Here is a 24,908-nt window from a genome sequence, read left to right as displayed (position 1 = left end):
AAACCCGGTTTCCATGGGGTGCCCCTTGGCCCTTTGGGCAAACCCGCCGGGGGAAAATTACATGGGGGGGGGGGGGGGTTGGGGGGCGGGTGGGGGGGGGCCGGGGCCGCCCGGGGGGGCCCGCCCCACTGCCACGTCGGTTGGAGGCCTCGGCGGGCTCCCGCACCGGATGGTCCGGGAGCCCGCCGTGAGCTGCCCTCGGCGGGGGGGGGACCGTCACGCCGGGGCCACGACCGAGGTGTCCGTGGCGGGCCGCGCCGTCGGATCGGGGGCGATCAGCCGGACCGTCGTGGAGGGGGGCCGGGGCGCGGCGACGAGATGCAGCCGCTCGATCTCCGCCGTCTCCTGCTGTTCCGCTCCCGCCGCTGCCCCGGCCGGCGCCGTCCGCACGGCGTCGCGGCAGGCGCAGGGTTCCTCGTCGAAGCCCGCGAACCGGTAGGCGACCTCCATCATGCGGTTGCGGTCGGTCCGCCGGAAGTCGGCCACGAGATGGACCCCGGCCGCGGCGGCCCGGTCCACGAGCCAGTTCAGGATGACCGATCCGGCGCCGAAGGACACCACGCGGCAGGAGGTGGCGAGCAGCTTCAGATGCCATACCGCCGGGTGCTTCTCCACCAGCGTGACGCCGACGGCCCCGTGCGGTCCGAACCGGTCGGTGAGGGTGGTGACCAGGACCTCGTGGCCGGGGTCCGCCGACAACTCGCGCAGCGTCCGGTCGGAGTAGTGCACTCCGGTGGCGTTCATCTGGCTGGTGCGCAGGGTGAGTTCCTCGACCCGGGTGAGCTCCTCCTCGGTGGCCCGCCCGATGCGCATGACCAGGTCGAGGGAGCGGAGGAACTCCTCGTCGGGTCCCTCGTAGGCGGACCGTTCGGTCTCCCTGCGGAAGCCGGCCTGGTACATCTCGCGCCGGCGCCGGGAGTCCACCGTGCTCACGGCGGGGCTGAACTCGGGCAGGCCGGTGAGGGCGACCGCCTCCTCGGCCGGGTAGCAGCGGACGTCCGGCAGGTGGTAGGCGACCTCGGCCCGCTCGGCGGGCTGGTCGTCGATGAAGGCGATGGTCCGGTGGGCGAAGTTCAGGCCCTCGGCGATCCGCCGGACCGCTTCGGACTTGGGTCCCCAGCCGATCTCGGGCAGGACGAAGTACTCGGCGACGCCCAGCTCCTCGAGGCGTGCCCACGCCAGGTCGTGGTCATTGCGGCTGCAGACGGACTGCAGGACGCCCCGCGAGTCGAGTTCGACGATCGCCGCCCGTATCGCGTCGGGCAGCCGTACCTCCGCGTCCTCCAGCAGAGTGCCCTGCCAGAGGGTGTTGTCCAGGTCCCAGACCAGGCACTTCACGAGGGCCGGCGCGTCGGCGCCGGTCTTGTCGCTCATGTCGGCTCCACACTTGTCAACGCGTGCTGGGCGAGCAGGAGTTCGCACATCTCGTTGCTGCCCTCGATGATCTCCATGAGTTTGGCGTCCCGGTAGGCGCGGGCCACCGGATGGCCGTCCTGGGCTCCCGCCGAGGCCATGACCTGTACGGCGGACGCGGCCCCGCGGGCCGCGTGGCCGGCGCTGACGTGCTTGGCGAGGATGGTGGCGACGACCATGTCGGGGGACCCGCTGTCCCAGCGGTGGCTGGCGTGTTCGCAGGCGCGGGAGGCGACCTGTTCCGCGACGAAGAGGTCGGCGAGGTGCTTGGCGACGAGCTGGTGGCGGGCCAGCGGCTGCCCGAACTGTTCGCGGGACGCGGCGTGCCGGGTCGTCGCGGCCAGGCAGGCACGCAGGATGCCGACGCATCCCCAGGCGACCGACATCCGCCCGTAGGCCAGGGCGGTGGTCACGAGCAGCGGCAGGGACAGGCCCTCGCCGCCCAGCACGCTGTCGGCGGGGAGCCGTACGGAGTCGAGGCGGACCTCGGCGTGTCCGGCGGCGCGGCAGCCCAGGGGGTCGGCCACCCGCCGTACGTCGACGCCCGGGGCCCGGGCGGGCACGACCACGGCGGCGGCGCCGTCGCCCATCCGTCCGAAGACGATGAGCAGGTCGGCGTAGTGGGCGGCCGTCATCCACACCTTGTGGCCGTCGACCACGACGGTGTCGCCGTCGACGGTGATCCGGGTGTCGATGCCCGACAGATCGCTGCCGGCCCGGCTCTCGCTGAAGCCGACGGCGGCCAGTTCGCCCGAGGTGAGGCGGGGCAGCAGTGCGCGGCGCTGTGCCTGGTCGCCGAGCCGTTCCACGGTCCAGGCGGCCATGCCCTGGGAGGTCATGACGCTGCGCAGGGAGCTGCACAGGCTGCCGACGTGGGCGGTGAACTCGCCGCCGGTGCGGCTGTCCCAGCCGAGGCCGCCGTACTCGGTGGGCACACCGGTGCACAACTGCCCGGCGGCGCCGAGCTTTCTCAGCAGTTCGGCGGGGAGCAGGCCCGAGCGGTCCCAGTCACCGGCCCGGTCACCGACGAGGCCGGTGACCGAGGCCGTCGCCTCGGCGAGGCGCTCACTCACCGCCGTCCCCGGCTGCCGCGCGCAGGCGGCGGACCAGTGCCGCCATGCCCGTGACGGTACGGAAGTTGTCCAGCCGCAGGTCGGCGCCCCGGATCGCGATGCCGTAGGACTTCTCCAGGTGGACGACGAGTTCCATGGCGAACAGGGACGAGAGCCCGCCGGCCGCGAAGAGGTCGGTGTCCTCCTCCCAGACGGTCTTGGTGCGTACGTGCAGGAAGTCGAGGAGTTCCTTCTCCACGGTGCCCTCGGATGGCATGGTCATGACTTTCATCCCTCGTATTCGTAGAAACCACGGCCGGACTTCCGGCCGATGTCGCCCGCCCGCACCTTCTCCAGCAGCAGGTCGCACGGACGGCAGCCGCTGTCACCGGTGCGCTCGTACAGCACGTTCAGCGAGTCGACGAGGTTGTCGATGCCGATGAGGTCCGCGGTGCGCAACGGACCTGTGGCGTGCCCCAGGCAGCCCTGCATGAGGGCGTCGACGTCCTCGGCGGTCGCGGTCCCCTCCTGCACCACCCGGGCCGCGTCGTTGATCATCGGGTGCAGCACCCGGCTGGTCACGAAGCCGGGGGCGTCCCGGACCACGACGGGCTGACGGCGCAGGGTGGTGAGCAGGGCCCGTACGGAGTCCATGGCGGCCTCGCCGGTGCGGGCGCCGCGGATGACCTCGACCGTGCGGATCAGGTAGGACGGGTTCATGAAATGCGTGCCGACGAGTTCCGCCGGACGCACGGCGGCCGAGGCCAGTTCGTCAATGGGAATGGACGACGTATTGGACACCAGGAGAGTACCAGGTGAAACAGCCGCGGAAACCTCCGCGATCACTTTCTCCTTGATTTCCGCTATTTCCGTGACGGCCTCGATGACCGCGGTCGATCCGGCCGCTTCGGACAACGATTCACCGATGACGAGCGGCCCGAGGGGAAGGTCGTCCGGGAGTGCGCCCATCAGCCGCGCGAGCCGCAGTTCGTGAGCGATGCGGGCCTCCGCCCCCGCACGTTTGGCCTGGTCGACGTCGATGAGTGTCACCGGCACACCGTGTCCGACCGCCAGCGTGGTGATGCCGACACCCATGACGCCGGCGCCGAGCACGGTGAGACGGGGCTTTTCACCCGAGGCATCGGAATCGTTTTCCAACATATCACTCCACTTTTCTTCGGCAGGTTCTTCAGGGTTTTTGGAGCACATTACGAAATGACCGAATCGAGCCATCCGGTGACGGCGTCGACCGTCGTTCGCAGGTGCTGTTCCATCATTGACCAGTGATTTCCCGGAACGTCCAGAACGGAATGCGCGGACGGCCATGACGCCCGCCAGTCGATGTCGCTGTCCGATGCCCGTTCCGCCAGGGGGCTCGATGCGCGGACCAGCAGCACGGGCGCCTCGACGGGGGGCGGCACCCAGTCGTCCAGGAGCTGGAAGTAGCGGCCCATGGCGGTCAGCCGGGTGCCGTCCATCGGGGCGGCGCGGTCCTCGCGCTCGAACATGCCGCTGACCAGTACGTCGTCGAACTGGGTCATCGCCTCGTCCCCGGACAGATAGGTGTCCAGCAGCACCACGGCGGCCGGGCCGGCCCCGAGCGCTTCCAGGCGGGCGGCGGCGGCGTGGGCGAGCGTGCCGCCCGACGAGGAGCCGAGCAGCACCTTCGGCCGGTCACCGAGGCGCCGCAGGAGGACCTCGGTCTGGAAGTCCAGCAGGGCGGACATGTCGGCGGGCAGCGGCTCGTCGGGGGCGAAGCCCGGCGCGTCCAGCGCGCTGACGCCGTAGCGGCCCTCGAAGGCGGACGCGAAGCGGCTGTACTGATGGGCTCCGCCGAGCGCCACCACCGAGGCGAAGCAGACCAGTTCGGGCGCGTCGTCGCGGACGTGCAGCCGCAGCAGCTCCGGACGCCGTCCGGGCGAGCTCGACAGTTCAGGGCCGGACCCGAAGTCGGGGCGGAGCCTCGCGGCCTGCTGGAGGATCTGGATGCCCTCGTGGATCCGGCCCACCTCGCACGCCTGCCGGAACAGGGCGCTGACCGCGTCGTGCGGCGGTTCACCGGCCGGTCGCCCGGCTCCGGGAGCGGTGGCGCGGGCCAGTTCCGCCCGCAGGTGCTCGGCCAGCCGGGAGGGGGTCCCGGAGTCGAGTACGGCGGTGGGGCGCAGCCGCAGGTCGAGCGCGGCGGCGAGGCGGTTGCGCAGCTCGACGGCGGTCAGCGAGTCGAACCCGCTCTCCAGGAAGGCGTCGCCCTCGGACAGCGCGTCCGGGTCGGTGTGGCCGAGCACCTCGGCCGCTTGGGTCCGCACCAGCCGCAGCAGGATCTCGCCCCGCTCGGCCTCCGGCACGGCGGCCAGCCGGGGCCGCAGCGACGCGTCGGCCTCCGGGCCACGCCGACGTACGGCGGGGGTCCGGACCAGCGATCGCAGCAGGTGGGGCACCGGGCCGCCGTGCCGGGCCCGCAGATCGAGGCCCACCGGGACGAGCACGGGGTCGTCGCCCGCCAGTGCGGCGTCGAGCAGGGCCAGACCCTCCTCGGTGGGCAGGGCGCGCACCCCGCTGCGCGCCATCCGCCGCAGGTCCGTGTCGCCGAGGCCGTCGGTGAGACCGGTGCGCTGCTCCCACAGACCCCAGGCCAGGGAGGTGCCGGGCAGCCCCGCCCGGTGGCGGGCGGCGGCCAGGGCGTCGGTGAAGGCGTTGGCGGCGGCATAGGCGGACTGGCCCGGACTGCCGAAGACACCGGCGGAGGAGGAGAACAGGACGAACGCGGTCAGATCCTGGTCCCTGGTCAGCTCGTGCAGGTTCCAGGCGCCGTCGGCCTTGGGACGCAGGACGGCCGACAGCCGCTCGGGGGTGAGGGCGGTCAACAGCCCGTCGTCCAGCACGCCGGCCGTGTGCACCACGGCGCGCAGCGGATGCTCCGGGGGGATCGCCGCGAGGCGGCCCGCGAGCGCCTCCCGGTCGGCCACGTCGCACGCCGCGACGGTGACCTCGGCTCCCGCCGCGCTCAGTTCCTCGGTGAGCGCGGCCATGCCCTCGGCGGCGGCGCCCCGGCGGCCGAGCAGCAGCAGATGCCGTACGCCATGGGTGGTGACCAGGTGACGGGCCACCAGTCCGCCCAGGGTGCCTCCGCCGCCGGTGACGAGGACGGTGCCCCCCGGGCCGAACCCGGCGGGCCGGCCGGCGGCGGGCGGGCGGACCAGGCGGGGCGCGTACAAGGTGCCGTCGCGCAGGGCCAGTTGGGGCTCGCCCTCGGCCAGGGCGGTGGCGAGGGCCGTTTCGAGGCCGTCGCCGCCGTCGGTGTCCAGCAGGACGAAGCGGCCGGGGTGCTCCAGCTGCGCGGTGCGCAGCAGCCCCCAGACGGCGGCACCCCCGAGATCCGCGGGGGCGCCGTCGAGGTCGACCGCGCCACGGGTGAGCAGCACCAGGGGGGTGTCGGTGAACCTCGGCTCCGCCAGCCAGCGCCGGAGCAGGTCCAGCACCACGCCCACGGCGGCGCGGGCCGCATCGGGGCCCGCGCCGCCGGCGGGCGGGCACAGGGCCAGCACGGCGTCGGAGGTGGTGGGCACGTCGGCGAGGTCCGGGCACGGCGCGGCCCGGAAGCCGGCCGGGAGCAGGCCACGCCCGGAGGTGCCGAGCGCGGCCCAGGTGCCGGTGGCCGGTCCGGTGCCGGGCAGCCGGGTCCAGTCGAGGCGGAACAGGGACCGCTCGGGTGCGGCGGGGGCACCCGCCGCCCGCAGGGTCAGCGCGCCGACGGTCACGACCGGGCGGCCGGTGCGGTCGGTGACCCGCACCGACACGGCGTCACCGCCCTGCGGGGCGGGGCTCAGCACCACCCGCAGGACCGGGTCGGCCGTGGGGGCGATCGTCACGTCGTGCCACGAGAAGGGCAGCGGCACGCCACTCGTGCGCGAGTCCGTGTCGCGGGCGGCGTCGGGGCGCAGGGCCACCGTCTGCAGCGCGGCGTCGAGCAGGGCCGGGTGGAGGGCGAAGCCGCTCTCGCGGGTCCCCGGTCCCGACGCGGGCAGAGCCACCTCGGCGTGGATCTCGTCGCCGGACCGCCAGGCGGCGCGCAGGCCCTGGAAGAGCGGGCCGTAGTGGACCCCGGCCGCCTCGAAGTCCGCGTACAGGCGGTCGAGGTCGAGGCGTTCGGCGCCGTCGCCCGGCGGCCACCGGCCGGGGTCACTCGGCGCGGAGGCGGGCGTCCCGGCCAGGGTGCCCCCCGCGTGGCGGACCCACGGTTCCGTGGTCTCCGGGTCGTCGGGGCGGGAGTACAGCGCCACGGCCCGGCGGCCCTCGGGACCGGGCGCGTCCACGGTCAGGCGGAGCCGTCGGGCCTCGTCGGCGGCGAGGACCAGGGGCGCGGCCAGGGTGAGTTCCTCGACCGTGGTACAGCCGACGTGGGCTGCGGCGTGCGCGGCCATCTCCACGAAGGCCACGCCGGGCAGCAGGATCCTGCCGGAGACCGCGTGGTCCGCCAGCCACGGATGGGTGCGCGGCGACAGGCGCCCCGTGAAGAGGACTCCGTCGCCGTCCGGCAGATCCACGGCGGCGCTCAGCAGCGGGTGGCCCGTCTCCGTCTGGCCCGCCGACTGGGGATCCCCGGCGCGCGCGGGCACGTCGAGCCAGTAGTGGGTGCGCTGGAAGGCGTACGTGGGCAGGTCGGTGAGGCGGGCCCCGGTGCCCTCGAACACGCGCCGCCAGTCGACGGCCACACCGTTCGCGTGCGCCTCGCCGAGCGCCAGCAGCATCCGGTGCGGGCCCCCCTCGTCGCGCCGCAGGGTGCCCAGCACCACGGCGTCGTCCGCGCCGGCGTCGGCCGCGGTGTCGCCGATGCCGTAGGTGAGCAGCGGGTGGGGGCTCACCTCGACGAAGGTGCGGTGCCCGGCGTCGAGGAGCAGGCGTATCGCGTCGTGGAAGCGGACGGTCTGGCGCAGGTTGCGGTACCAGTACGCGTGGGTGAGGTCGCCGGCACCGATCCAGTCGGCGTCCACCGTGGACACCAAGGGCACGGTCGGGGCCTTGGGGGCGAGCGAGGACAGGTCCTCGCGCAGCCGGTCCCGTACGGTGCTCACGTCGTCCGAGTGGGAGGCGTAGTCCACCGGGATGCGCCAGGCCATGACGCCCTCGGCGGAGAGTTCGTCGACGAGGGCGCCGACCTCGTCGCCGGGTCCGGCGACGACGAGCACGCGCGGCCCGTTGACGGCGGCGACCGTGACCTTGCCCGAGCGGCGTTCCAGGTACGGGGCCAGTTCGGCAGCGGAGAGCACGACGGTGGCCATGCCGCCGCCACCGGCGAGTCCGGCCAGCGCCCTGCTGCGCAGCGCGACCACGCGGGCCCCGTCCTCCAGGGTGAGAGCGCCCGCGACACAGGCGGCGGCGACCTCGCCCTGGCTGTGGCCGACGACGGCGGCGGGCTCGACGCCGTACGACCGCCACAGCGCGGCCAGGGACACCATCACGGAGAACAGCGCGGGCTGGAGGACGTCCACCCGGTCCAGCGACGGCGCGCCCGGCGCGCCGCGCAGGACGTCGGTGACCGACCAGTCGATGTGCGGGGCGAGTGCCTGTGCGCAGTCCGCCATCCGGGCCGCGAACGCGGGGGACTCGTCGAGCAGTTCGGCGGCCATGCCGGGCCACTGCGAGCCGAGGCCGGGGAAGACGAAGACGGCCTTGCGGCCTGGCTGGGCGCGGGCGGTGACGACCGCCGGGTCGGGCCGTCCGGCGGCCAGCGCGGCCAGGCCGGACAGCAGGGCGGGACGGTCGTCGCCGACGACGACGGCGCGGTCGGCGAACCGGGACCGGGCGGTGGCCAGCGTGAAGCCCACGTCCAGGGGGTGTGCCCCCGGGGTGTCGGTCAGGCGGGCGTGCAGGGCGGCGGCCTGTCCGCGCAGCGCCGCCTCGCCCTTCGCGGACAGCGCCCATGCCACGGGGCCGGGTGCCTCGTCACGTACCTCGTCCTCGGTGGGTACGTCGGCGGGTGCCGCCTCCAGGACGGTGTGGGCGTTGGTGCCGCTGGCGCCGAAGGAGGAGACGCCGGCGCGGCGGGGGTGGCCGGTCTCCGGCCAGGGGGTGGCCTCGGCGAGCAGGGCGATGTGGCCCTCGGTCCAGTCGACCTGCGGGGTGGGGCGGTCGAGGTGCAGGGTGCGGGGCAGCAGGCCGTGGCGCATCGCGAGCACCATCTTCATGACGCCGCCGACCCCGGCGGCGGCCTGGGTGTGCGTGAGGTTGGACTTGAGCGAGCCGAGCAGCAGCGGCCGGTCCGCCGGGCGGTCCCGGCCGTAGGTGGCCAGCAGCGCCTGCGCCTCGATGGGGTCGCCGAGGCGGGTCCCCGTGCCGTGGGCCTCCACCGCGTCGACCTCGGCCGGCGAGAGGCCCGCCGCCGCCAGGGCCTGCTGGATCACCCGTTGCTGGGAGGGGCCGTTGGGGGCGGTCATGCCGTTGCTGGCGCCGTCCTGGTTGACCGCCGAGCCCCGGACCAGCGCGAGCACGGGGTGGCCGTTGCGCCGGGCGTCCGAGAGCCGTTCGAGGAGCAGCACGCCGACGCCCTCGCCGAAGCCGGCGCCGTCGGCGGCCGCGGCGAACGACTTGCTGCGGCCGTCGGGCGCGAGGCCGCGCTGGCGGCTGAACCCGACGTACAGGCTCGGGGTGGACATCACCGTGACGCCGCCCGCCAGAGCGAGGGAGATCTCCCCCGCCCGCAGCGCCTGGCAGGCCAGGTGGAGGGCGACCAGCGACGACGAGCACGCGGTGTCGATCGTGACGGCCGGGCCCTCCAGGCCGAGGGTGTAGGCGATCCGGCCGGTGACGACGCTGGGCACGGTGCCGGTGCCGATGAACGCCTCGACGTCCTCCGGTATGCGGGCCAGCCGGGCGCCGTACTCGTTGTACATGACGCCCGCGTAGACGCCGGTGCGGCTGCCGCGCAGGGACAGCGGGTCGATGCCGCCGCGCTCGACGGCCTCCCAGCAGGTCTCCAGCAGGAGTCGCTGCTGGGGGTCCATGGCCAGGGCCTCACGGGGCGAGATCCCGAAGAAGCCGGCGTCGAAGCCGCAGGCGTCGTGCAGGAAGCCGCCCTCGCGCGTGTTGGACGTGCCGGGGGTGTCGGGGTCGGGGTCGTACAGCGCGGCGGCGTCCCAGCCCCGGTCGGCGGGGAACTCGCTGACGGCGTCCCGTTCTTCGACGAGCAGCCGCCACAGGTCCTCCGGGGTGCGGACCCCGCCCGGGAAGCGGCAGCTCATGGCGACGACGGCGACCGGTTCCCGGGACTCGTCGCGCAGCCGCGTGTTCTCGGCGCGCAGCCGCTCGTTCTCCAGCAGGGAGGCGCGCAGCGCCTCGACCACCTTGTCCGTGGACATCCCTCTCCTCACATCCCGTTCCGGGCCGGTACGCGGTCAGGCACTCTCGCTCCCCAGTGCCAGCCGTACGAGGCCGTCCACGTCCATCTCCTCGATGCCGGCCGTCCGTTCGGACGACTCCGGTGTGCCGCCGTCCCGGTCCGGTCCGGCCAGGCGCAGCAGTGCCTCCAGCAGGCCGGAGTCGCGCAGCCTGTCCAGCGGGATCGTGGACAGCGCGCGGGTGATCTCGTCGTCGGCCGGGGTCGGCGCCGCCGCTGCCTGCGGGGAGCCGGCCGGGGCGAGGCGGTCGGCGCAGTACCCGGCGACGGCCGCCGGGCTCGGGTAGTCGAACACCAGCGTGGCGGGGAGCCGCAGTCCGGTCGCCGCGTTGAGGCGGTTGCGCAGTTCCACCGCCGTCAGCGAGTCGAAGCCGAGCTGCCGGAAGGCGCGTTCGGGGTCGACGGCCGAGGCTCCGGCGTGCCCGAGCACGTCGGCGGCGTGCGCGCACACCAGGTCGGCGAGGACGGCGCGGGCGTCGTCGGCGGCCAGGCCCGCGAGCCGCCCGCGCAGGGCGTCCGCCCCGTCGACGGGGCCGCCGGTGGCCGCCGTGCGGCGGGCGGCGCCGCGTACCAGTGCGCGGAAGAGGGCGGGTACGGGGCCGGTGCCCGCCCTGGCGCGCAGCCGGGCCAGGTCGAGCCGGACCGGGACCAGGACGGCGTCGTCCCGTTCGAGCGCGGCGTCGAACAGGGCGAGGCCCTCGTCGGAGGTGAGTGCCCCCACGCCGCCCCGGGCCATGCGCCGAAGGTCGACCTCGTCGAGGGTGCCGGTCAGGGCGGAGCGCTCGGCCCACATGCCCCAGGCGATCGACTGGCCGGGCAGGCCCCGGGCGCGACGGTGCTGGGCGAGCGCGTCCAGGAAGGCGTTGGCCGCCGCGTAGTTGCCCTGCCCGGAGCTGCCGACGGTGCCGGAGGCGGACGAGAAGAGCACGAACGCGGCCAGCGGCAGGTCGCGGGTCAGCTCGTGCAGGTGGAGCGCGGCGTCCGCCTTGGGGCGCAGGACGCGGTCCAGGCGCTCGGCGGTGAGCGAGCCGATGACCCCGTCGTCGAGGACGCCGGCCGAGTGGACCACGGCGGTGAGCGGGTGGGTGTCGGGGACGCCCGCGAGGAGTCCGGCCAGGGCGTCCCGGTCGGCCGTGTCGCAGGCGGCGGTCTCCACCCGGGCGCCCAGGGCGGTGAGTTCGTCGACCAGGGCGGTCGCCTCGGGGGTGTCGGCGCCGCGCCGCCCGGTCAGCAGCAGGTGGCGTGCCCCGTGCTCGGTGACCAGGTGACGGGCGACCAGGCCGCCGAGGACGCCGAAGGCGCCCGTGACGAGCACCGTGCCCTCGGGGTCCCAGGGCTTGCCGGTCGCGGCCTCGGCATCCGGCGGCGGGGTCCTGGTCAGGCGGGGTGCGAGGGTCCGTCCGTCGCGTACCGCGAGCTGGGGTTCCGTGGCGGACAGCGCGGCGGGCAGGGCCTTCAGGGCCTCGGCCGGGTCGTCCGCGTCGACGAGGACGAACCGGTCGGGGTGTTCGGACTGCGCGGAGCGCACCAGCCCCCACACGGCGGCGGCGGCCAGGTCGCCGATGTCCTCGCCGCGTGCGGTGGCGACACCGCCCCGGGTGACGAGGACCAGACGGGTGTCGGCCCAGCGGTCGTCGGCGAGCCAGGTCTGCAGCAGCCGCAGGGTGCCAGCGAGCGCGGTACGGGCCGCGTCCGCGCTGTTCCCGCCGCGCGGGCAGAGCGTGACGACCACGTCGGGCACGGGGGCGCCCCCGTCCACGGCGGCGGTGAGCGCGTCGAGGTCCTCGTGGGTCTCGGGCAGCAGTCGCTCGGTGCCGAGGGCGGCCCACCGGCCGACGGGCGGCTCGGCGGTGGCGGGCAGGGCGGTCCAGTCGAGCGTGAACAGCGCGTCGCGTCCCTGCGCCGCGGCGCCGCGCAGGGCGTCGACGGCGATGGGCCGGATGGCGAGCGCCGCGACGTCGGCGACCGGGCGGCCGGCCGGGTCGGCGGCGGCCAGCGCCACCGAGCCGGTGTCGTCGTAGCTCAGTCGCACGCGCAGTTCGGTCGCGCCGGAGGCGTGCAGGCGGACGCCTTCCCAGGAGAAGGGCAGCCGGGCGGTGCCGGGCGCGTCGTTCTGGTCGGCACCGTCCGGGGCGGCCAGCCACAGACCGTGCAGGGCCGCGTCCAGCAGCGCGGGGTGCAGACCGAAGCCGGCGGCCCCGGTGTGCAGGTCCTCCGGCAGCCGGACCTCCACGTAGACGTCCTGGCCGAGGCGCCAGGCGGCGCGCAGGCCGTGGAAGGCGGGGCCGTATCCGTAGCCGGCGTCCGCGAACCGCTCGTAGAGGCCGTCGACGGACACGGGTTCCGCCCCGGCCGGCGGCCAGGCCGCGCCGTACGGGTGGGCCGTACGGTCGGCGGACTCGGCGGGGGCGAGGACACCGGTGGCGTGCCCGGTCCACGGAGTGCCGCCGTCCTCCGCCCGGGAGAACACACCGAGGGTGCGCCGCCCGGAGTCGTCGGGCGCGCCGACCCGCACCTGGATCCGGACGGCGGCGTCCCGGTCGAACACCAGCGGTGCCTGGAGCGTCAGTTCCTCGACCCGGGGGCAGTCCGCCTCGTCGCCGGCGCGTACGGCCAGTTCGACGAAGCCGGTGCCGGGCAGCAGGACCACGCCGGAGACCGCGTGGTCCGCGAGCCAGGGGTGGGTCCGTGTCGACAGGCTGCCGGTGAGCACGAGGTCCCCGGTGTCGGCGACCTCGACGGCCGTGCCGAGCAGCGGGTGACCGGTGGCACCGGGCCCGCGGGGTGTCGTCGCGGGCGGCTGGATCCAGTAGCGGCGCCGCTGGAAGGCGTACGTCGGCAGCTCGGCGGCCGTGGTCCCGCCGGGGAACGCGGAGGTCCAGTCGACCGCACCGCCGCGCACCCACAGTTCGGCCGCCGACAGCAGCACGCGCCGCAGTCCGCCCTCGTCGCGGCGGAGCGTGCCGAGGACGACGGCCTCGCGTCCGGCGCTCTCGGCGGTCTCCTCGATGGCCATGGTGAGCACGGGGTGCGGGCTGACCTCGACGAAGGACGTGAACCCCTCGGCGGCCAGGACACGGACGGCGGGGTCGAAGCCGACGGTCTGCCGCAGATTGCGGTACCAGTAACCGGCGTGCATGCCGGTGGTGTCGAGCCAGCCGCCGTCCACCGTGGAGTACAGCGGGACCTCGCTCGGCAGCGGCTTGATGCCCGCCAGGGCGTCCATCAGCACGCCGTGGATCTCCTCGACGTGCTCGGAGTGCGAGGCGTAGTCGACGTCGATGCGCCGGGCCCGTACGCCCTGGGCCTCGCACCGGGCGAGCAGGGCCGCCAGGGCCTCCGCGTCGCCCGCGACCACGGTGGTGGCGGGGCCGTTCAGCGCGGCGACCGACAGGGCGCCGGCCCAGGGGGCGAGGGCGGCCTCGACCTCGTCGGCGGGGAGTGCCAGCGAGGCCATGCCGCCGCGTCCGGCCAGCGCGTCGAGCGTCTTGCTGCGCAGGGCGACCACCTGGGCGGCGTCCTCCAGGGACAGCGCGCCCGCCACGACGGCGGCGGCGATCTCGCCCTGGGAGTGTCCGACGACGGCGTCCGGTACGACACCGGACGACCGCCAGACCTCGGCCAGCGACACCATCACCGCGAACAGCGCGGGCTGGACGACGTCCACCCGGTCCCAGGCGCTGCCCGAGCGCACGGCGTCGAGCAGCGACCAGTCGACGAAGGGAGCCAGTGCCCGTTCGCACTCCTCCATCCGGGCCGCGAACACCGGCGACTCGTCCAGCAACTCCCTTGCCATACCGGCCCATTGAGAACCCTGGCCGGGAAAGACGAAGACCGTGCGGCCGACGGTGCCGGCGACGCCGCGGACCAGGTCGGGGGCGGTGCCGTCGTCGGTGAGCGCGGTCAGAGCGGCGGGGAGCCTGGCGCTGTCGCCGACGAGGACGGCGCGGTGTTCGAAGGCGGTGCGGGCGGCCAGGGCCCGGCCGATGTCGGCGGGCGTGTCGTCCGGTGCCTCGGCCAGACGGGTGGTCAGGCGGGCGGCCTGGCCGTGCAGGGCGTCCGGGGACTTCGCGGACAGCGGCCAGGCGACGGGCCGGGCCGGTGCCTGCTCGGGTGTCTGCCGCGGTGCCTCCTGCGGGGCCTCTTCGAGGATCGCGTGCACGTTGGTGCCGCTCATGCCGAACGCGGAGATCCCGGCGCGGCGCGGGCGGCCCGTCGCCGGCCACGGGGTCGCGTCGGTGACCACGTCCACGGCACCGGCCGCCCAGTCGACCTGGGTCGAGGGCCGGTCGACGTGCAGGGTGCGCGGCACCTGCCCGTGCCGGAGCGCCAGCACGGTCTTGATCACACCGGCGACGCCCGCGGCTGCCTGGGTGTGGCCGATGTTGGACTTCAGGGAGCCGATCAGCAGGGGGCGCCCGTCGGAACGTTCCCGGCCGTACGTGGCGAGCAGGGCCTGGGCCTCGATGGGATCGCCGAGCCGGGTGCCGGTGCCGTGGGTCTCGACGACGTCGATGTCGGCCGCCGAGAGCCGGGCGTTGGCGAGGGCGGCCCGGATCACCCGCTGCTGGGAGGGGCCGTTGGGGGCCGTCAGGCCGTTGCTGGCGCCGTCCTGGTTGACGGCGCTGCCGCGCAGGACGGCCAGCACGGGGTGCCCGTTGCGCCGTGCCTCGGAGAGCCGTTCGAGGAGGATCACGCCGACGCCCTCGGCCATGCCCATGCCGTCGGCGGCGTCGGAGAACGCCTTGCAGCGGCCGTCGGCGGCGAGGCCGCGCTGGCGGGCGAAGCTGATGATGGCACCCGGGCTGGACATCACCGCGACGCCGCCGGCCAGGGCGAGCGAGCAGTCCCCGGCGCGCAGCGCCTGGGCGGCCAGGTGCACCGCGACGAGGGAGGCGGAGCAGGCGGTGTCGACGGTGACCGCGGGGCCCTCCAGGCCGAGGGTGTAGGAGATCCGGCCGGAGATCACGCTGGCGGCGCTGCCGGTGAGGAGGTGGCCCTCGTTCTCCTGGGTCTGGGCCACGGAGGCGCCGTAGTCCTGGTAGTTGACGCCGGTGAAGACGCCGGTGTCGGTGCCGCGCAGGCGGTCCGGGTCGAGACCGGCGCGTTCGAAGGTCTCCCAGGAGGTCTCCAGGAGCAGTCGCTGCTGCGGGTCCATGGCGACCGCCTCGCGCGGCGAGATGCCGAAGAAGTCGGCGTCGAAGTCACCGGCGTCGTAGAGGAATCCGCCGTGCCGCACATAACTGGTGCCGGGCTGGTCCGGGTCCGGGTCGAACATGGACTCCAGCGGCCAGCCGCGGTCGGTCGGGAACTCCGAGACGACGTCGCCGCCCTCCTCCAGCAGCCGCCACAGCTGTTCGGGGGTGTGCACCCCGCCGGGGAAACGGCAGCTCATCGCGACGATCGCGATCGGCTCGTCGGCCGCCCCGGTGCCGGCGGGCGCGGGCTCCCGGGTGGCGGGCGTCCGGTGCTCGCCGAGCACCTCGGCGCGGATGTGCTCGGCGAGCACGGCCGCGGACGGGTAGTCGAAGACGAGGGTGGCGGGCAGGGGGAGGCCGGTGGCGGTGCGGAGCCGGTTGCGCAGTTCGACGGCGGTCAGCGAGTCGAAGCCGAGTTCCTGGAACGCCCTGCCCGGCCGCAGCTCCTCCGGGGATGCGTGGCCGAGGACGGCCGCGGCGTGGGTGCGGACGAGGTCCAGGGTGACGCGGCGCTGCTCGGCCCCGGCCAGCCCGGCCAGGCGCTCGCGCAGCACGTCGGCGGCCGGTGTGGCGGCGCTCGCGCCGGGCGTCGCGGCCTCCTCCAGCTGGCGCCTGGCCTCCGGTACGCCGATGAGCAGACGGCTGGGGCGTACGGAGCCGAAGACCGCGGCGAACTGTTCCCAGTCGACGTCGGCGAGGGCGATGACCGTCTCGTCGTCGTCGAGTGCCTGCTGGAGTCCGGCGAGCGCGAGGTCGGGCTCGATGAGTGGCAGGCCCTGCTTCTGCACCCGGTAGAAGTCGGCCTCGTCGACGGTCTCGCGGACGGCCCACGGGTTGGCGGCCGACCAGACGCCCCAGTCGACGGTGGTGGCGCTCAGGCCCCGGGCCCTGCGGTGTTCGGCGAGGGCGTCGAGGTAGGCGTTGCCGGCGGTGTAGGCGGCGTGGTTGCTGCTGCCCCAGACCCCTGCGACGGAGGAGAACAGCACGAACGCGTCGAGTTCGCGGTCGAGCAGTTCGTCCAGGTGCCGGGCCCCCTCCGCCTTGGCGGCGACGACCTCGGCGAAGGCGTCGAGCGGGGTGTCGTCGAGGGAGGCCAGCTGGATGTAGGCGGCGGCGTGGAACACGGCGGTGACGGGGTTGCCCTTTTCCTCCAGCCCGGTCAGCAGCCGGGCGACCTGGGCGCGGTCGGCGACGTCGCAGGCGGGCAGGGACAGCCGGGTGCCCAGTTCGGCGAGTTCGGCCCGTAGTTCGTCGGCTCCGGGTACGTCGGCGCCGCGCCGCCCGGGAAGCACGAGGTGCTCGGCGCCGCCGCGGGCGAGCCAGCGCGCGACGTGGGGGCCGAGGGCGCCCGTGCCACCGGTGACGAGGACGGTGCCCCGGGGCTTCCACGCGGGCCGGGTGCCGGGCGGGCGGGGGGCGCGGACCAGACGTCGGCCGAGCAGTCCGGCGGAGCGGACGGCGAGCTGGTCCTCACCGGTGGCACCCGCGAGGACCGCGCGGAGCCGGTCACGGGACAGGGAGTTGAGGGTCGGCGGCAGGTCGACCAGACCGCCCCAGCGGGTGGGGTGCTCCAGGGCGGCGACCATGCCGGTGCCCCAGACCAGTGCCTGGTCGGGTGCGGTGAGGGGGTCGCTGTCTCCGGTCGAGACGGCGCCATGGGTGGCGCACCACAGCGGGGCTTCGACGCCGAGGTCGCCGAGCGCCTGGACGAGGACGAGGGTGAGGGCCGAACCGGCGGAGACGGCGGGGTGGTCGGGGTGCGGCCGGCCTGCGATCGCCAGCAGCGACAGGATGCCGTGCGGGGTGCGGCCGTCCAGGGCGGTGGTGATCCGCTCCCCCAGGGTGGCGCGGTCGGCGTCCGCGTCGGGGAGCCGCACGGTCGCCACGTCGGCCCCGGCTTCGGTGAGGGCCGTCACGGCGTCCCGTGCGAGCGGGGCGCCCGGCTCGTCGTCGTGTCCCTCGGGCAGGACCACGAGCCAGGTGCCGGACAAGGGCGCGGCGGGCGGGTCGGGGACCGGCTGCCAGTCGACGCGGTAGCGCCAGGTGTCGACGGCGGCGCCCTCGCGCTGCCTGCGGCGCCAGGCGTTCAGGGCGGGCAGCACCGTGCCGAGCGTCTCGGCGTCCACCGCCAGGTCTCCGGCGGCCTCGGCGGCGTCGCCGCGCTCGACGATCCGCCAGAACGCGGAATCGACCGCGTCGGCCGCGCCCGACGCGCCCACCGCGCCCACCGCGTCGGTGGTGCCCGACGGGCCGGCCGGCCCGTCGGACCGGAGCCAGTAGCGCCGGTGCTCGAAGGGGTAGGTGGGAAGGTCGGTGCGGCGGGCGCCGGTGCCTTCGAAGAGGACCGGCCACAGCACCGGGACGCCGCGCACCCACAGTTCGGCGGCCGAGGTGAGCGCCCGGGCGAGGCCGCCCTCGTCACGGCGGAGCGTGCCGGTCACCACGGTCCGCGGGGCCTCGGCGGATTCGACGGACCCTGCGGCCGTGGCGGACTCGACGGTCTCCTGCACGGACGTGGTGAGCACCGGGTGCGGCGAGACCTCGACGAAGACCTGGTGACGCTGATCGGCGAGGGCGCGCACGGCGGCGTCGAACTCGACGGTCTCGCGCAGGTTCCGGTACCAGTACCCGGCGTCCATCTCCGTCGTGTCGAGCCAGTCGCCGGTGAGGGTGGAGTAGAGGGGCACCCGGCCCGCCACGGGCGCGATGCCGTCCAGTGCGCCGAGCACCTCCTCACGGATGCGCTCGACGTGCGCGGAGTGGGAGGCGTAGTCCACCGCGATCGTGCGGGTGCGTACGCCGTCCTCCTCGCAGGCGGCGATCAGCTCGGACAGGGCCTCCGGGTCGCCGGAGACGACGACGGCGGACGGTCCGTTGACGGCGGCGAGGGAGAGCCGCCCGGACCACCGGGCGACGAGCTCGGCCGCGCGCTCGCGCGGGACGGCCACGGAGACCATGCCGCCGTGGGCGGCGAGGGCGAGGATCGCGCGGCTGCGCAGGGCCACGACCTTGGCCCCGTCGTCCAGGGAGAGTGCCCCGGCGACCACGGCGGCGGCGATCTCGCCCTGGCTGTGGCCCAGTACGGCGTCGGGCTCGACGCCCCAGGAGCGCCACTGCGCGGCCAGCGAGACCATCACGGCCCACAGCGCGGGCTGGACCACGTCGACCCGTTCGAAGGGCGGCGTGTCCGGGGCACCGCGCAGCACGGCGTCGAGCGACCAGTCGACGTACGGCGTCAGTGCCTGCTCGCAGGCGGCCATGGAGGCGGCGAACACCGGGGAGGTGTCCAGCAGTTCCACCGCCATACCGGCCCACTGCGCGCCCTGGCCCGGGAAGACGAACACCCGTCGGCCGTCGGTGTCGGCCACGCCGCGGACCAGCCCCGGGGTGTCCTCGCCGCCGGCCAGCCCGTCGAGGGCGGCCGAGGGGGCGTCGCCGCCGGTACCGAGGAGCACCGCGCGGTGTTCGAAGGGGGTGCGGCCTGTCGCCAGGGAGTAGCCGGTGTCCAACGGGTCGGGGGCGCCGCCCCCGGCGAGGTGGCCGCGCAGCCGCTGGGCCTGGTGGGCCAGGGCCTGCGCCGACCTCGCGGACAGCACCCAGGGCACGACCGGCGCGGTGGGCGCGGGCCGCGGCTCCGGTCCGGCGCCTGCGTCCGCGTCGGAGACGGCGTCGGAGGCGGGTGGTGCCTGTTCGAGGATGGCGTGCACGTTGGTGCCGCTGAAACCGAAGGAGGAGATGCCCGCACGGCGGGGTGCGCCGGTGTCGGGCCAGTCGCGTGCCTCGGTGAGCAGCTCCACCTCGCCGGAGGCCCAGTCGACGTGCGGGGAGGGCTCGTCGGCGTGCAGGGTGCGCGGGAGGACGCCGTGCCGCAGGGAGAGCACGGTCTTGATCATTCCGGCGACTCCGGAGGCGGCCTGGGTGTGGCCGATGTTGGACTTGAGTGCGCCGAGCCAGAGCGGGCGGCCGTGCGGGCGGTCCTGTCCGTAGGTGGCGAGCAGGGCGTCCGCCTCGATGGGGTCGCCGAGGGTGGTGCCCGTGCCGTGCGCCTCGACGACGTCGACGTCGGCCGCGGTCAGCCCGGCGTTGGTGAGGGCCTGGCGGATGACCCGCTGCTGGGCGAGGCCGTTGGGGGCGGACAGGCCGTTGCTGGCGCCGTCCTGGTTGACGGCGCTGCCGCGCAGCACGGCGAGCACCGGGTGGCCGTTGCGGCGGGCGTCCGAGAGCCGCTCCAGGAGCACCACGCCGACGCCTTCGGCGAGGCCCATGCCGTCCGCCGAGGCGCCGAACGCCTTGCAGCGGCCGTCGGCGGCGAGGCCGCGCTGCCGGGAGAAGCCGACGAAGACGCCCGGGGTGGCCATCACGGCGACACCGCCGGCGAGGGCGAGCGAGCAGTCGCCGCCGCGCAGGGCCTGCGCGGCGAGGTGCGTCGCGACCAGCGAGGAGGAGCAGGCGGTGTCGACGGTGACCGCCGGGCCCTCCAGACCGAGGGTGTAGGCGACGCGCCCGGAGACCACGCTGGCGGCTCCGCCCGCGACCAGATGTCCTTCGCCGCCCTCCGGCGAGGAGCCGGCGAGCGAGGTGTAGTCCTGGTAGTTGACGCCGGCGAAGACACCGGTCGGGGTGGTGCGCAGGGACGCCGGGTCGATGCCCGCCCGTTCGAACGCCTCCCAGGAGGTCTCCAGGAGCAGCCGCTGCTGCGGGTCCATGGCGACGGCCTCGCGCGGCGAGATACCGAAGAAGGCCGGGTCGAAGTCGCCCGCGTCGTGCAGGAAGCTGCCCTCCCGGACGTAGGAGGTGCCCTGGTGGTCGGGGTCGGGATGGTAGAGGCGGTCCAGGGGCCAGCCGCGGTCGGCGGGCATGCCGGAGAGCACCTCGCCGCCGTCGATGAGCAGGTGCCACAGCCGCTCCGGGGTGTCGATGCCCCCGGGGAAGCGGCAGCTCATCGCGACGATGGCGATGGGCTCGTCGGGGTCCGCGACGGGGACGACGGCCGTCGTGGCCGCGGCCGGAGCGGTGTCGCCGAGGAGTTCGGTGCGCAGGTGCTCGGCGAGGAGCGCGGCGCAGGAGTAGTCGAAGACCACGGTGGCGCGCAGTCGCAGGCCGGTGACCTGGTTGAGCCGGTTGCGCAGTTCGACGGCGATCAGTGAGTCGAAGCCCAGTTCACGGAAGGCGCGGTCGGGCAGGACGGCGTCGGCGGAGTCGTGGCCGAGGACCGCGGCGGCGTTGGTGCGGACGAGCTCCAGCAGGGTCCGGCGGACCTCCGGCTCGGCCAGTCCCGCGAGGGTGCGGCGCAGCGCGGAGGCGCCGTCGGCGTCGTCCGGGTCGGGGTCGGTCCGGTCCTCGGCGGTGGCCAGGGCGCGGACGTCGGGGAGGTCGGCGATGAGGGGGCTGGGCCGTACGGAGGTGAAGACGGGCACGAAGCGGGCCCAGTCGACGTCGGCGACCACGACGACGGTCTCGTCGTCGTCCAGGACGCGCTGGAGCCCGCCGACGGCCAGCCGCGGGTCCATGAAGGGGATGCCGCGTTCGAGGAGGGCGCGTTCGAGGTCGCTGGTGGCGAGGCCGCCGCCCTCGGCGCTCCAGATGCCCCAGACGACGGAGGTCGCGGCGAGGCCCCGGCCCCGTCGGTGGGCGGCGAGGGCGTCGAGGTAGGCGTTGCCCGCCGCGTAGGCGGCGTGGTCCGCGCTGCCCCACACACCGGAGACGGAGGAGTACAGGACGAACGCGTCGAGGTCGGTGTCGGCGAAGACGGCGTCGAGGTTGGCGGCGCCCTGGACCTTGGCGGCCAGGGTGGCGGCCATGCTCGCCGGGTTCTCGTCCCGTACGGGGAACAGCTGGGCGGCCGCGGCGGTGTGCAGGACGGCGCGGACGGGGTGGCCCTCGGCGGCGACCCGGTCGACGAGCGCGGCGAGCGCCTCGCGGTCGGTGATGTCGCAGGCGGCCAGGGTCACACCCGTGCCCAGGGCGGTGAGTTCGGCCGCCAGTTCGTCGGCGCCGGGGGCGTCGGCACCCCTGCGGCTGACGAGGACCAGGTGGTCGGCGCCGCCCCGGGCGAGCCAGCGGGCGGCGTGGGCACCGAGCCCGCCCGTGCCGCCGGTCACCAGGACCGTGCCGGCGGGCCGCCAGGGAGCCGACGGCGCGGGGGTGGAGGCGGTGGCGCGGACGAGCCGGCGGGCGTGCGCCCCGGAGGACCGTACGGCGAGCTGGTCCTCGTCGCCGGCTCCGGCCAGGAGGTCGACGAGCAGGTTACCGGCGCGGGCGTCGCACTGCTCGGGCAGGTCGATCAGACCGCCCCACAGGCTCGGGTGTTCCAGGGCCGCCGTGCGGCCGAAGCCCCAGACGAGGGCCTGGACCGGGTGGGGCACCGGCTCGGACGGGTGCACCGGGACGGCGCCCGAGGTGACGCACCACAGCGTGGTCCGGACCCCGAGGTCGTCCAGCGCCTGGACGAGGGCGGTGGTGAGCGCCAGACCGACGGGCAGGGCGGGCAGGCCCTCGTGCGGCCGCTCGTCGAGGGCCAGCAGGGACAGCACTCCGGCGGGGGCGGTCTCCGCGCCGGGCCCGGTGGCCAGCAGTTCACGCAGGTGGTCGGTGAGCCGGGACCGGTCGGTGTGGGTGTGGTCGAGGACGACGAGTTCGGGGTCGGCACCGCGCTCGCGCAGGGCCTCGACGGCACGGGTCACGGCCGCGTCGGCGGTGTGGCCGTCCGGGACGACGACCGGCCAGCGGCCCCGCAGCGGTCCGGCGGCCTTGGCCGTGAGCCGCTGCCAGGAGACGTGGTAGCGCCAGCCGTCGAGGACGGCCCGGTCACGGCGGTCACGGCGCCAGGCGGAGAGGGCGGGCAGGACGTCGCTCCAGCTGGCGGCCTCGACGCCGAGCGTGGCGGCGACCGCGGCGACGTCCTCGCCTTCCACGGCGGCCCAGAAGGCGGCGTCGGCGGGGTCGGCGGGGTCGGTGGTGTCCGGCGCGGTGCCGGGCCGGGTCTGCGGCTCCAGCCAGAAGCGCCGGTTCTGGAAGGCGTACGTCGGCAGTTCGACCCGCTCGGGCCGGTGAGCGGCGAACACGGCCGCCCAGTCCACCGGCACGCCGTGCACGTGCACCTGGGCGAGGGCGGTGAGCACCCGGTGCAGGCCGCCCTCGTCGCGGCGCAGGGTGCCGGTGACCAGGGTCGGCGGGGCCGGGACCGCCGCGTCGGGGTCGGCGAGGTCGTCGAGGGTGTCCTGCGTCGGCACGGTGAGCACGGGGTGCGGGCTGATCTCGACGAAGACGCCGTGGCCGCGCCGGACGAGGTCGCGCACGGCGGCGTCGAACTCGACGGTCTGCCGCATGTTCCGGAACCAGTAGCCGGCGTCCAGGCCGGTCGTGTCGAGGGTTCCGCCGGTCACCGTCGAGCAGAACGGGATCGTGGAGGCGGTGGGCCGGACGCCGGCGAGCGCGTCGAGCATGCCGTCGCGCAGCCGGTCCATGTGCGCGGAGTGGCCCGCCACGTCGGCGGCGATCCGCCGGGTCCGCACCTCGCGTTCCTCGCACTGGCGGAGGAACGCGTCCAGGGCCTCGGGGTCCCCGGAGACGACCGCGGATGCCGGGCCGTTGACGGCGGCGACCGACAGGCGGCCCTCCCAGGCGCGCAGGCGGTCCCGCAGGGTGTCGGCGGGCAGCGCCACGGAGGCCATGCCGCCGGTGCCGGACAGTTCCAGCTGGGCGCGGCTGCGTACGGCGACGATGCGGGCGGCGTCGTCGAGCGACAGGGCGCCGGCGACGTACGCGGCGGCGATCTCGCCCTGGGAGTGGCCCACGACGGCGTCGGGTTCGACCCCGTACGACCGCCAGACGGCGGCGAGGGAGACCAGCACGGCGAACAGCACCGGCTGGACGACGTCGATGCGGTCCAGCGGCGCCGCCTCGGGCTCGCCGCGCACGACCGCCGACAGCGACCAGTCCAGGTGCGGGGCGAGGGCCTGTTCGCACTCGGCCATGCGGGCGGCGAACACCGGTGACTCGTCCAGGAGCCGCCGTGCCATGCCCGCCCACTGCGAGCCCTGGCCGGGGAAGACGAAGACGGTCCTGCCGTCGCCCGCGCCGGTGCGGCCGGTGACCGTCTCGGCGGCGCTGGTGCCCGCGGCGACGGCGGCGAGCCCGCGCAGGAAGCCCTCGGGCCGGTCGGCCACGACGACGGCCCGGTGCTCGAAGGCGGAGCGGGTGGCCGCGAGCGAGTGGCCGACATCGGCCGGGCGGAGACCGGGCCGGTCGGCGAGCCAGGAGGCGAGCCGGGCGGCCTGGTCGCGCAGCGCCTCGGGGCTGCGGCCGGACAGCGGCCAGGGCACGGCGGCCGGCAGCGGTGCCGCGCCTGACACCGAACCGGACCCGGCGTCCGGCGCGGTACGTGCCCCGGCCTCCGGTATCGGTTCGGCCGCGCTCTGCGGGCCGCCCTCGGGCGTCCGCTCGTCGGCGGGCCGCTGCTCGGCCTCGGGTGCCTGCTCGATGATGACGTGCGCGTTCGTGCCGCTCATGCCGAACGAGGAGACGCCCGCGCGCCGCGGACGGTCGGCGACGGGCCAGTCGCGCCGCTCGGTGAGCAGCCGCACGCCTCCGGAGCTCCAGTCGACGTGCGGGGTGGGCGCGTCCACGTGCAGGGTCTGCGGCAGGACGCCGTGCCGGATCGCCATGACGACCTTGATGACACCGGCCAGGCCCGCCGCGGCCTGGGTGTGGCCGATGTTGGACTTGACCGAGCCGAGCCAGAGCGGCTGGTCCTCGGCACGGTCCTGGCCGTAGGCGGCGAGCAGGGCGTCGGCCTCGATGGGGTCGCCGAGCCGGGTGCCGGTGCCGTGCGCCTCGACGGCGTCGACGTCGGCCGGGGCCAGCTGGGCGTCGGCGAGCGCGGCGCGGATCACGCGCTGCTGGGAGGGGCCGTTGGGGGCGGTCAGGCCGTTGCTGGCGCCGTCCTGGTTGACGGCGCTGCCCCGTAGCACGGCGAGGACCGGGTGGCCGTTGGCGCGGGCGTCGGAGAGGCGCTCCACGAGCAGCACGCCGACGCCCTCGCCCCAGCCCGTGCCGTCGGCCGCCGCCGCGAAGGGCTTGCTGCGGCCGTCCGCGGCGAGGCCGCCCTGGCGGGAGATCTCCACGAAGGCGCCCGGCAGGGCCATCACGTTGACGCCGCCGACGAGCGCGAGCGAGCACTCGTCGTTGCGCAGGGACTGCGCCGCGAGGTGCAGCGCCACCAGCGAGGCGGAGCAGGCGGTGTCGACGGTGACCGAGGGCCCCTCCAGGCCCATGACGTAGGAGACGCGCCCGGACATGACGCTGATCGCGTTGCCGGTCATCAGGAAGCCCTGGACGCCCTCGGGCGCCCCGTCGGCCAGCGACATGTACCCCTGGTCGATGGAGGCGGCGAACACGCCGGTACGGCTGCCGCGCAGCGACACGGGGTCGATGCCGCCCCGTTCGACGGCCTCCCAGCAGGTCTGGAGCATCAGCCGCTGCTGCGGGTCCATGGCGAGCGCCTCGCGGGGCGAGATGCCGAAGAAGGCCGGGTCGAAGCCGCCGGCCTCGTCCAGGAAGGCCCCGGTGACGGGGACGCCGGAGCCGGCCAGCCCGGCGGCGTCCCAGCCCCGGTCGGCGGGGATCCCGGAGTAGGTGTCGCGGCCGTCCGCCACCAGGTCCCACAGGTCCTCCGGACTGTGCACCCCGCCGGGGAAGTGGCAGCTCATCGCGACGACGGCGATGGGCTCACGGCTGCGCTCCTCGACGTCCCGCAGCCGTCGCCGGGTCTGCTGGAGGTCGATGGTGACGCGGTTGAGGTAGTCGCGGAGCTTCTGCTCGGTCCGGTCGCTCACTGTGCGGTCTCGCCTT

6 protein-coding genes are annotated in these 24,908 nt (G+C 75.4%); all 6 read right to left on the bottom strand.

What is annotated here, in order from left to right; all coding sequences use genetic code 11:
• Window positions 1-216: 216 nt before the first annotated feature.
• From ACFU5F_RS25895 to ACFU5F_RS25870, 6 genes are read right to left on the bottom strand one after another with little or no spacing between them, the layout of a single operon-like run.
• Window positions 217-1,374 (bottom strand): HAD-IIIC family phosphatase, encoded by a 1,158-nt coding sequence (locus ACFU5F_RS25895; protein ID WP_383891728.1) that lies wholly within the window; start codon window positions 1,372-1,374, stop codon window positions 217-219.
• Window positions 1,371-2,486, bottom strand: coding sequence for an acyl-CoA dehydrogenase family protein (locus tag ACFU5F_RS25890; protein WP_383891725.1), 1,116 nt, complete (start codon window positions 2,484-2,486; stop codon window positions 1,371-1,373). Before ACFU5F_RS25890 ends, ACFU5F_RS25895 begins: the two co-directional genes overlap by 4 nt.
• Window positions 2,479-2,757 carry an acyl carrier protein gene (locus tag ACFU5F_RS25885; protein WP_180303649.1) on the bottom strand — a complete coding sequence of 93 codons (279 nt, stop codon included), beginning with the start codon at window positions 2,755-2,757 and terminating at the stop codon, window positions 2,479-2,481. The genes ACFU5F_RS25890 and ACFU5F_RS25885 overlap by 8 nt, the downstream gene beginning before the upstream one ends.
• The gene (locus ACFU5F_RS25880; protein WP_383891731.1) at window positions 2,754-3,626 is read right to left on the bottom strand and encodes a 3-hydroxyacyl-CoA dehydrogenase family protein; all 873 of its coding nucleotides are present in this window, start codon (window positions 3,624-3,626) and stop codon (window positions 2,754-2,756) included. The genes ACFU5F_RS25885 and ACFU5F_RS25880 overlap by 4 nt, the downstream gene beginning before the upstream one ends.
• Before the next feature lie 47 nt (window positions 3,627-3,673).
• Window positions 3,674-9,820 (bottom strand): SDR family NAD(P)-dependent oxidoreductase, encoded by a 6,147-nt coding sequence (locus ACFU5F_RS25875; protein WP_383891722.1) that lies wholly within the window; start codon window positions 9,818-9,820, stop codon window positions 3,674-3,676.
• A 36-nt stretch (window positions 9,821-9,856) separates the two neighbouring features.
• Window positions 9,857-24,892 (bottom strand): type I polyketide synthase, encoded by a 15,036-nt coding sequence (locus ACFU5F_RS25870; protein ID WP_383891719.1) that lies wholly within the window; start codon window positions 24,890-24,892, stop codon window positions 9,857-9,859.
• Between the last annotated feature and the right edge of the window lie 16 nt (window positions 24,893-24,908).

Source organism: Streptomyces sp. NPDC057438 (assembly GCF_042802995.1).
Taxonomy (GTDB): Bacteria; Actinomycetota; Actinomycetes; order Streptomycetales; family Streptomycetaceae; genus Streptomyces.
This window is presented reverse-complemented; position numbering and strand designations above follow the sequence as displayed.

What these genes read in the sequence shown, in the direction of transcription:
- ACFU5F_RS25895 (WP_383891728.1), bottom strand. Translation starts at nt 1,374, where the DNA reads ATGAGCGACAAGACCGGCGCCGACGCGCCGGCCCTCGTGAAGTGCCTG.
- ACFU5F_RS25885 (WP_180303649.1), bottom strand. Translation starts at nt 2,757, where the DNA reads ATGAAAGTCATGACCATGCCATCCGAGGGCACCGTGGAGAAGGAACTC.
- ACFU5F_RS25880 (WP_383891731.1), bottom strand. Translation starts at nt 3,626, where the DNA reads ATGTTGGAAAACGATTCCGATGCCTCGGGTGAAAAGCCCCGTCTCACC.
- ACFU5F_RS25875 (WP_383891722.1), bottom strand. Translation starts at nt 9,820, where the DNA reads ATGTCCACGGACAAGGTGGTCGAGGCGCTGCGCGCCTCCCTGCTGGAG.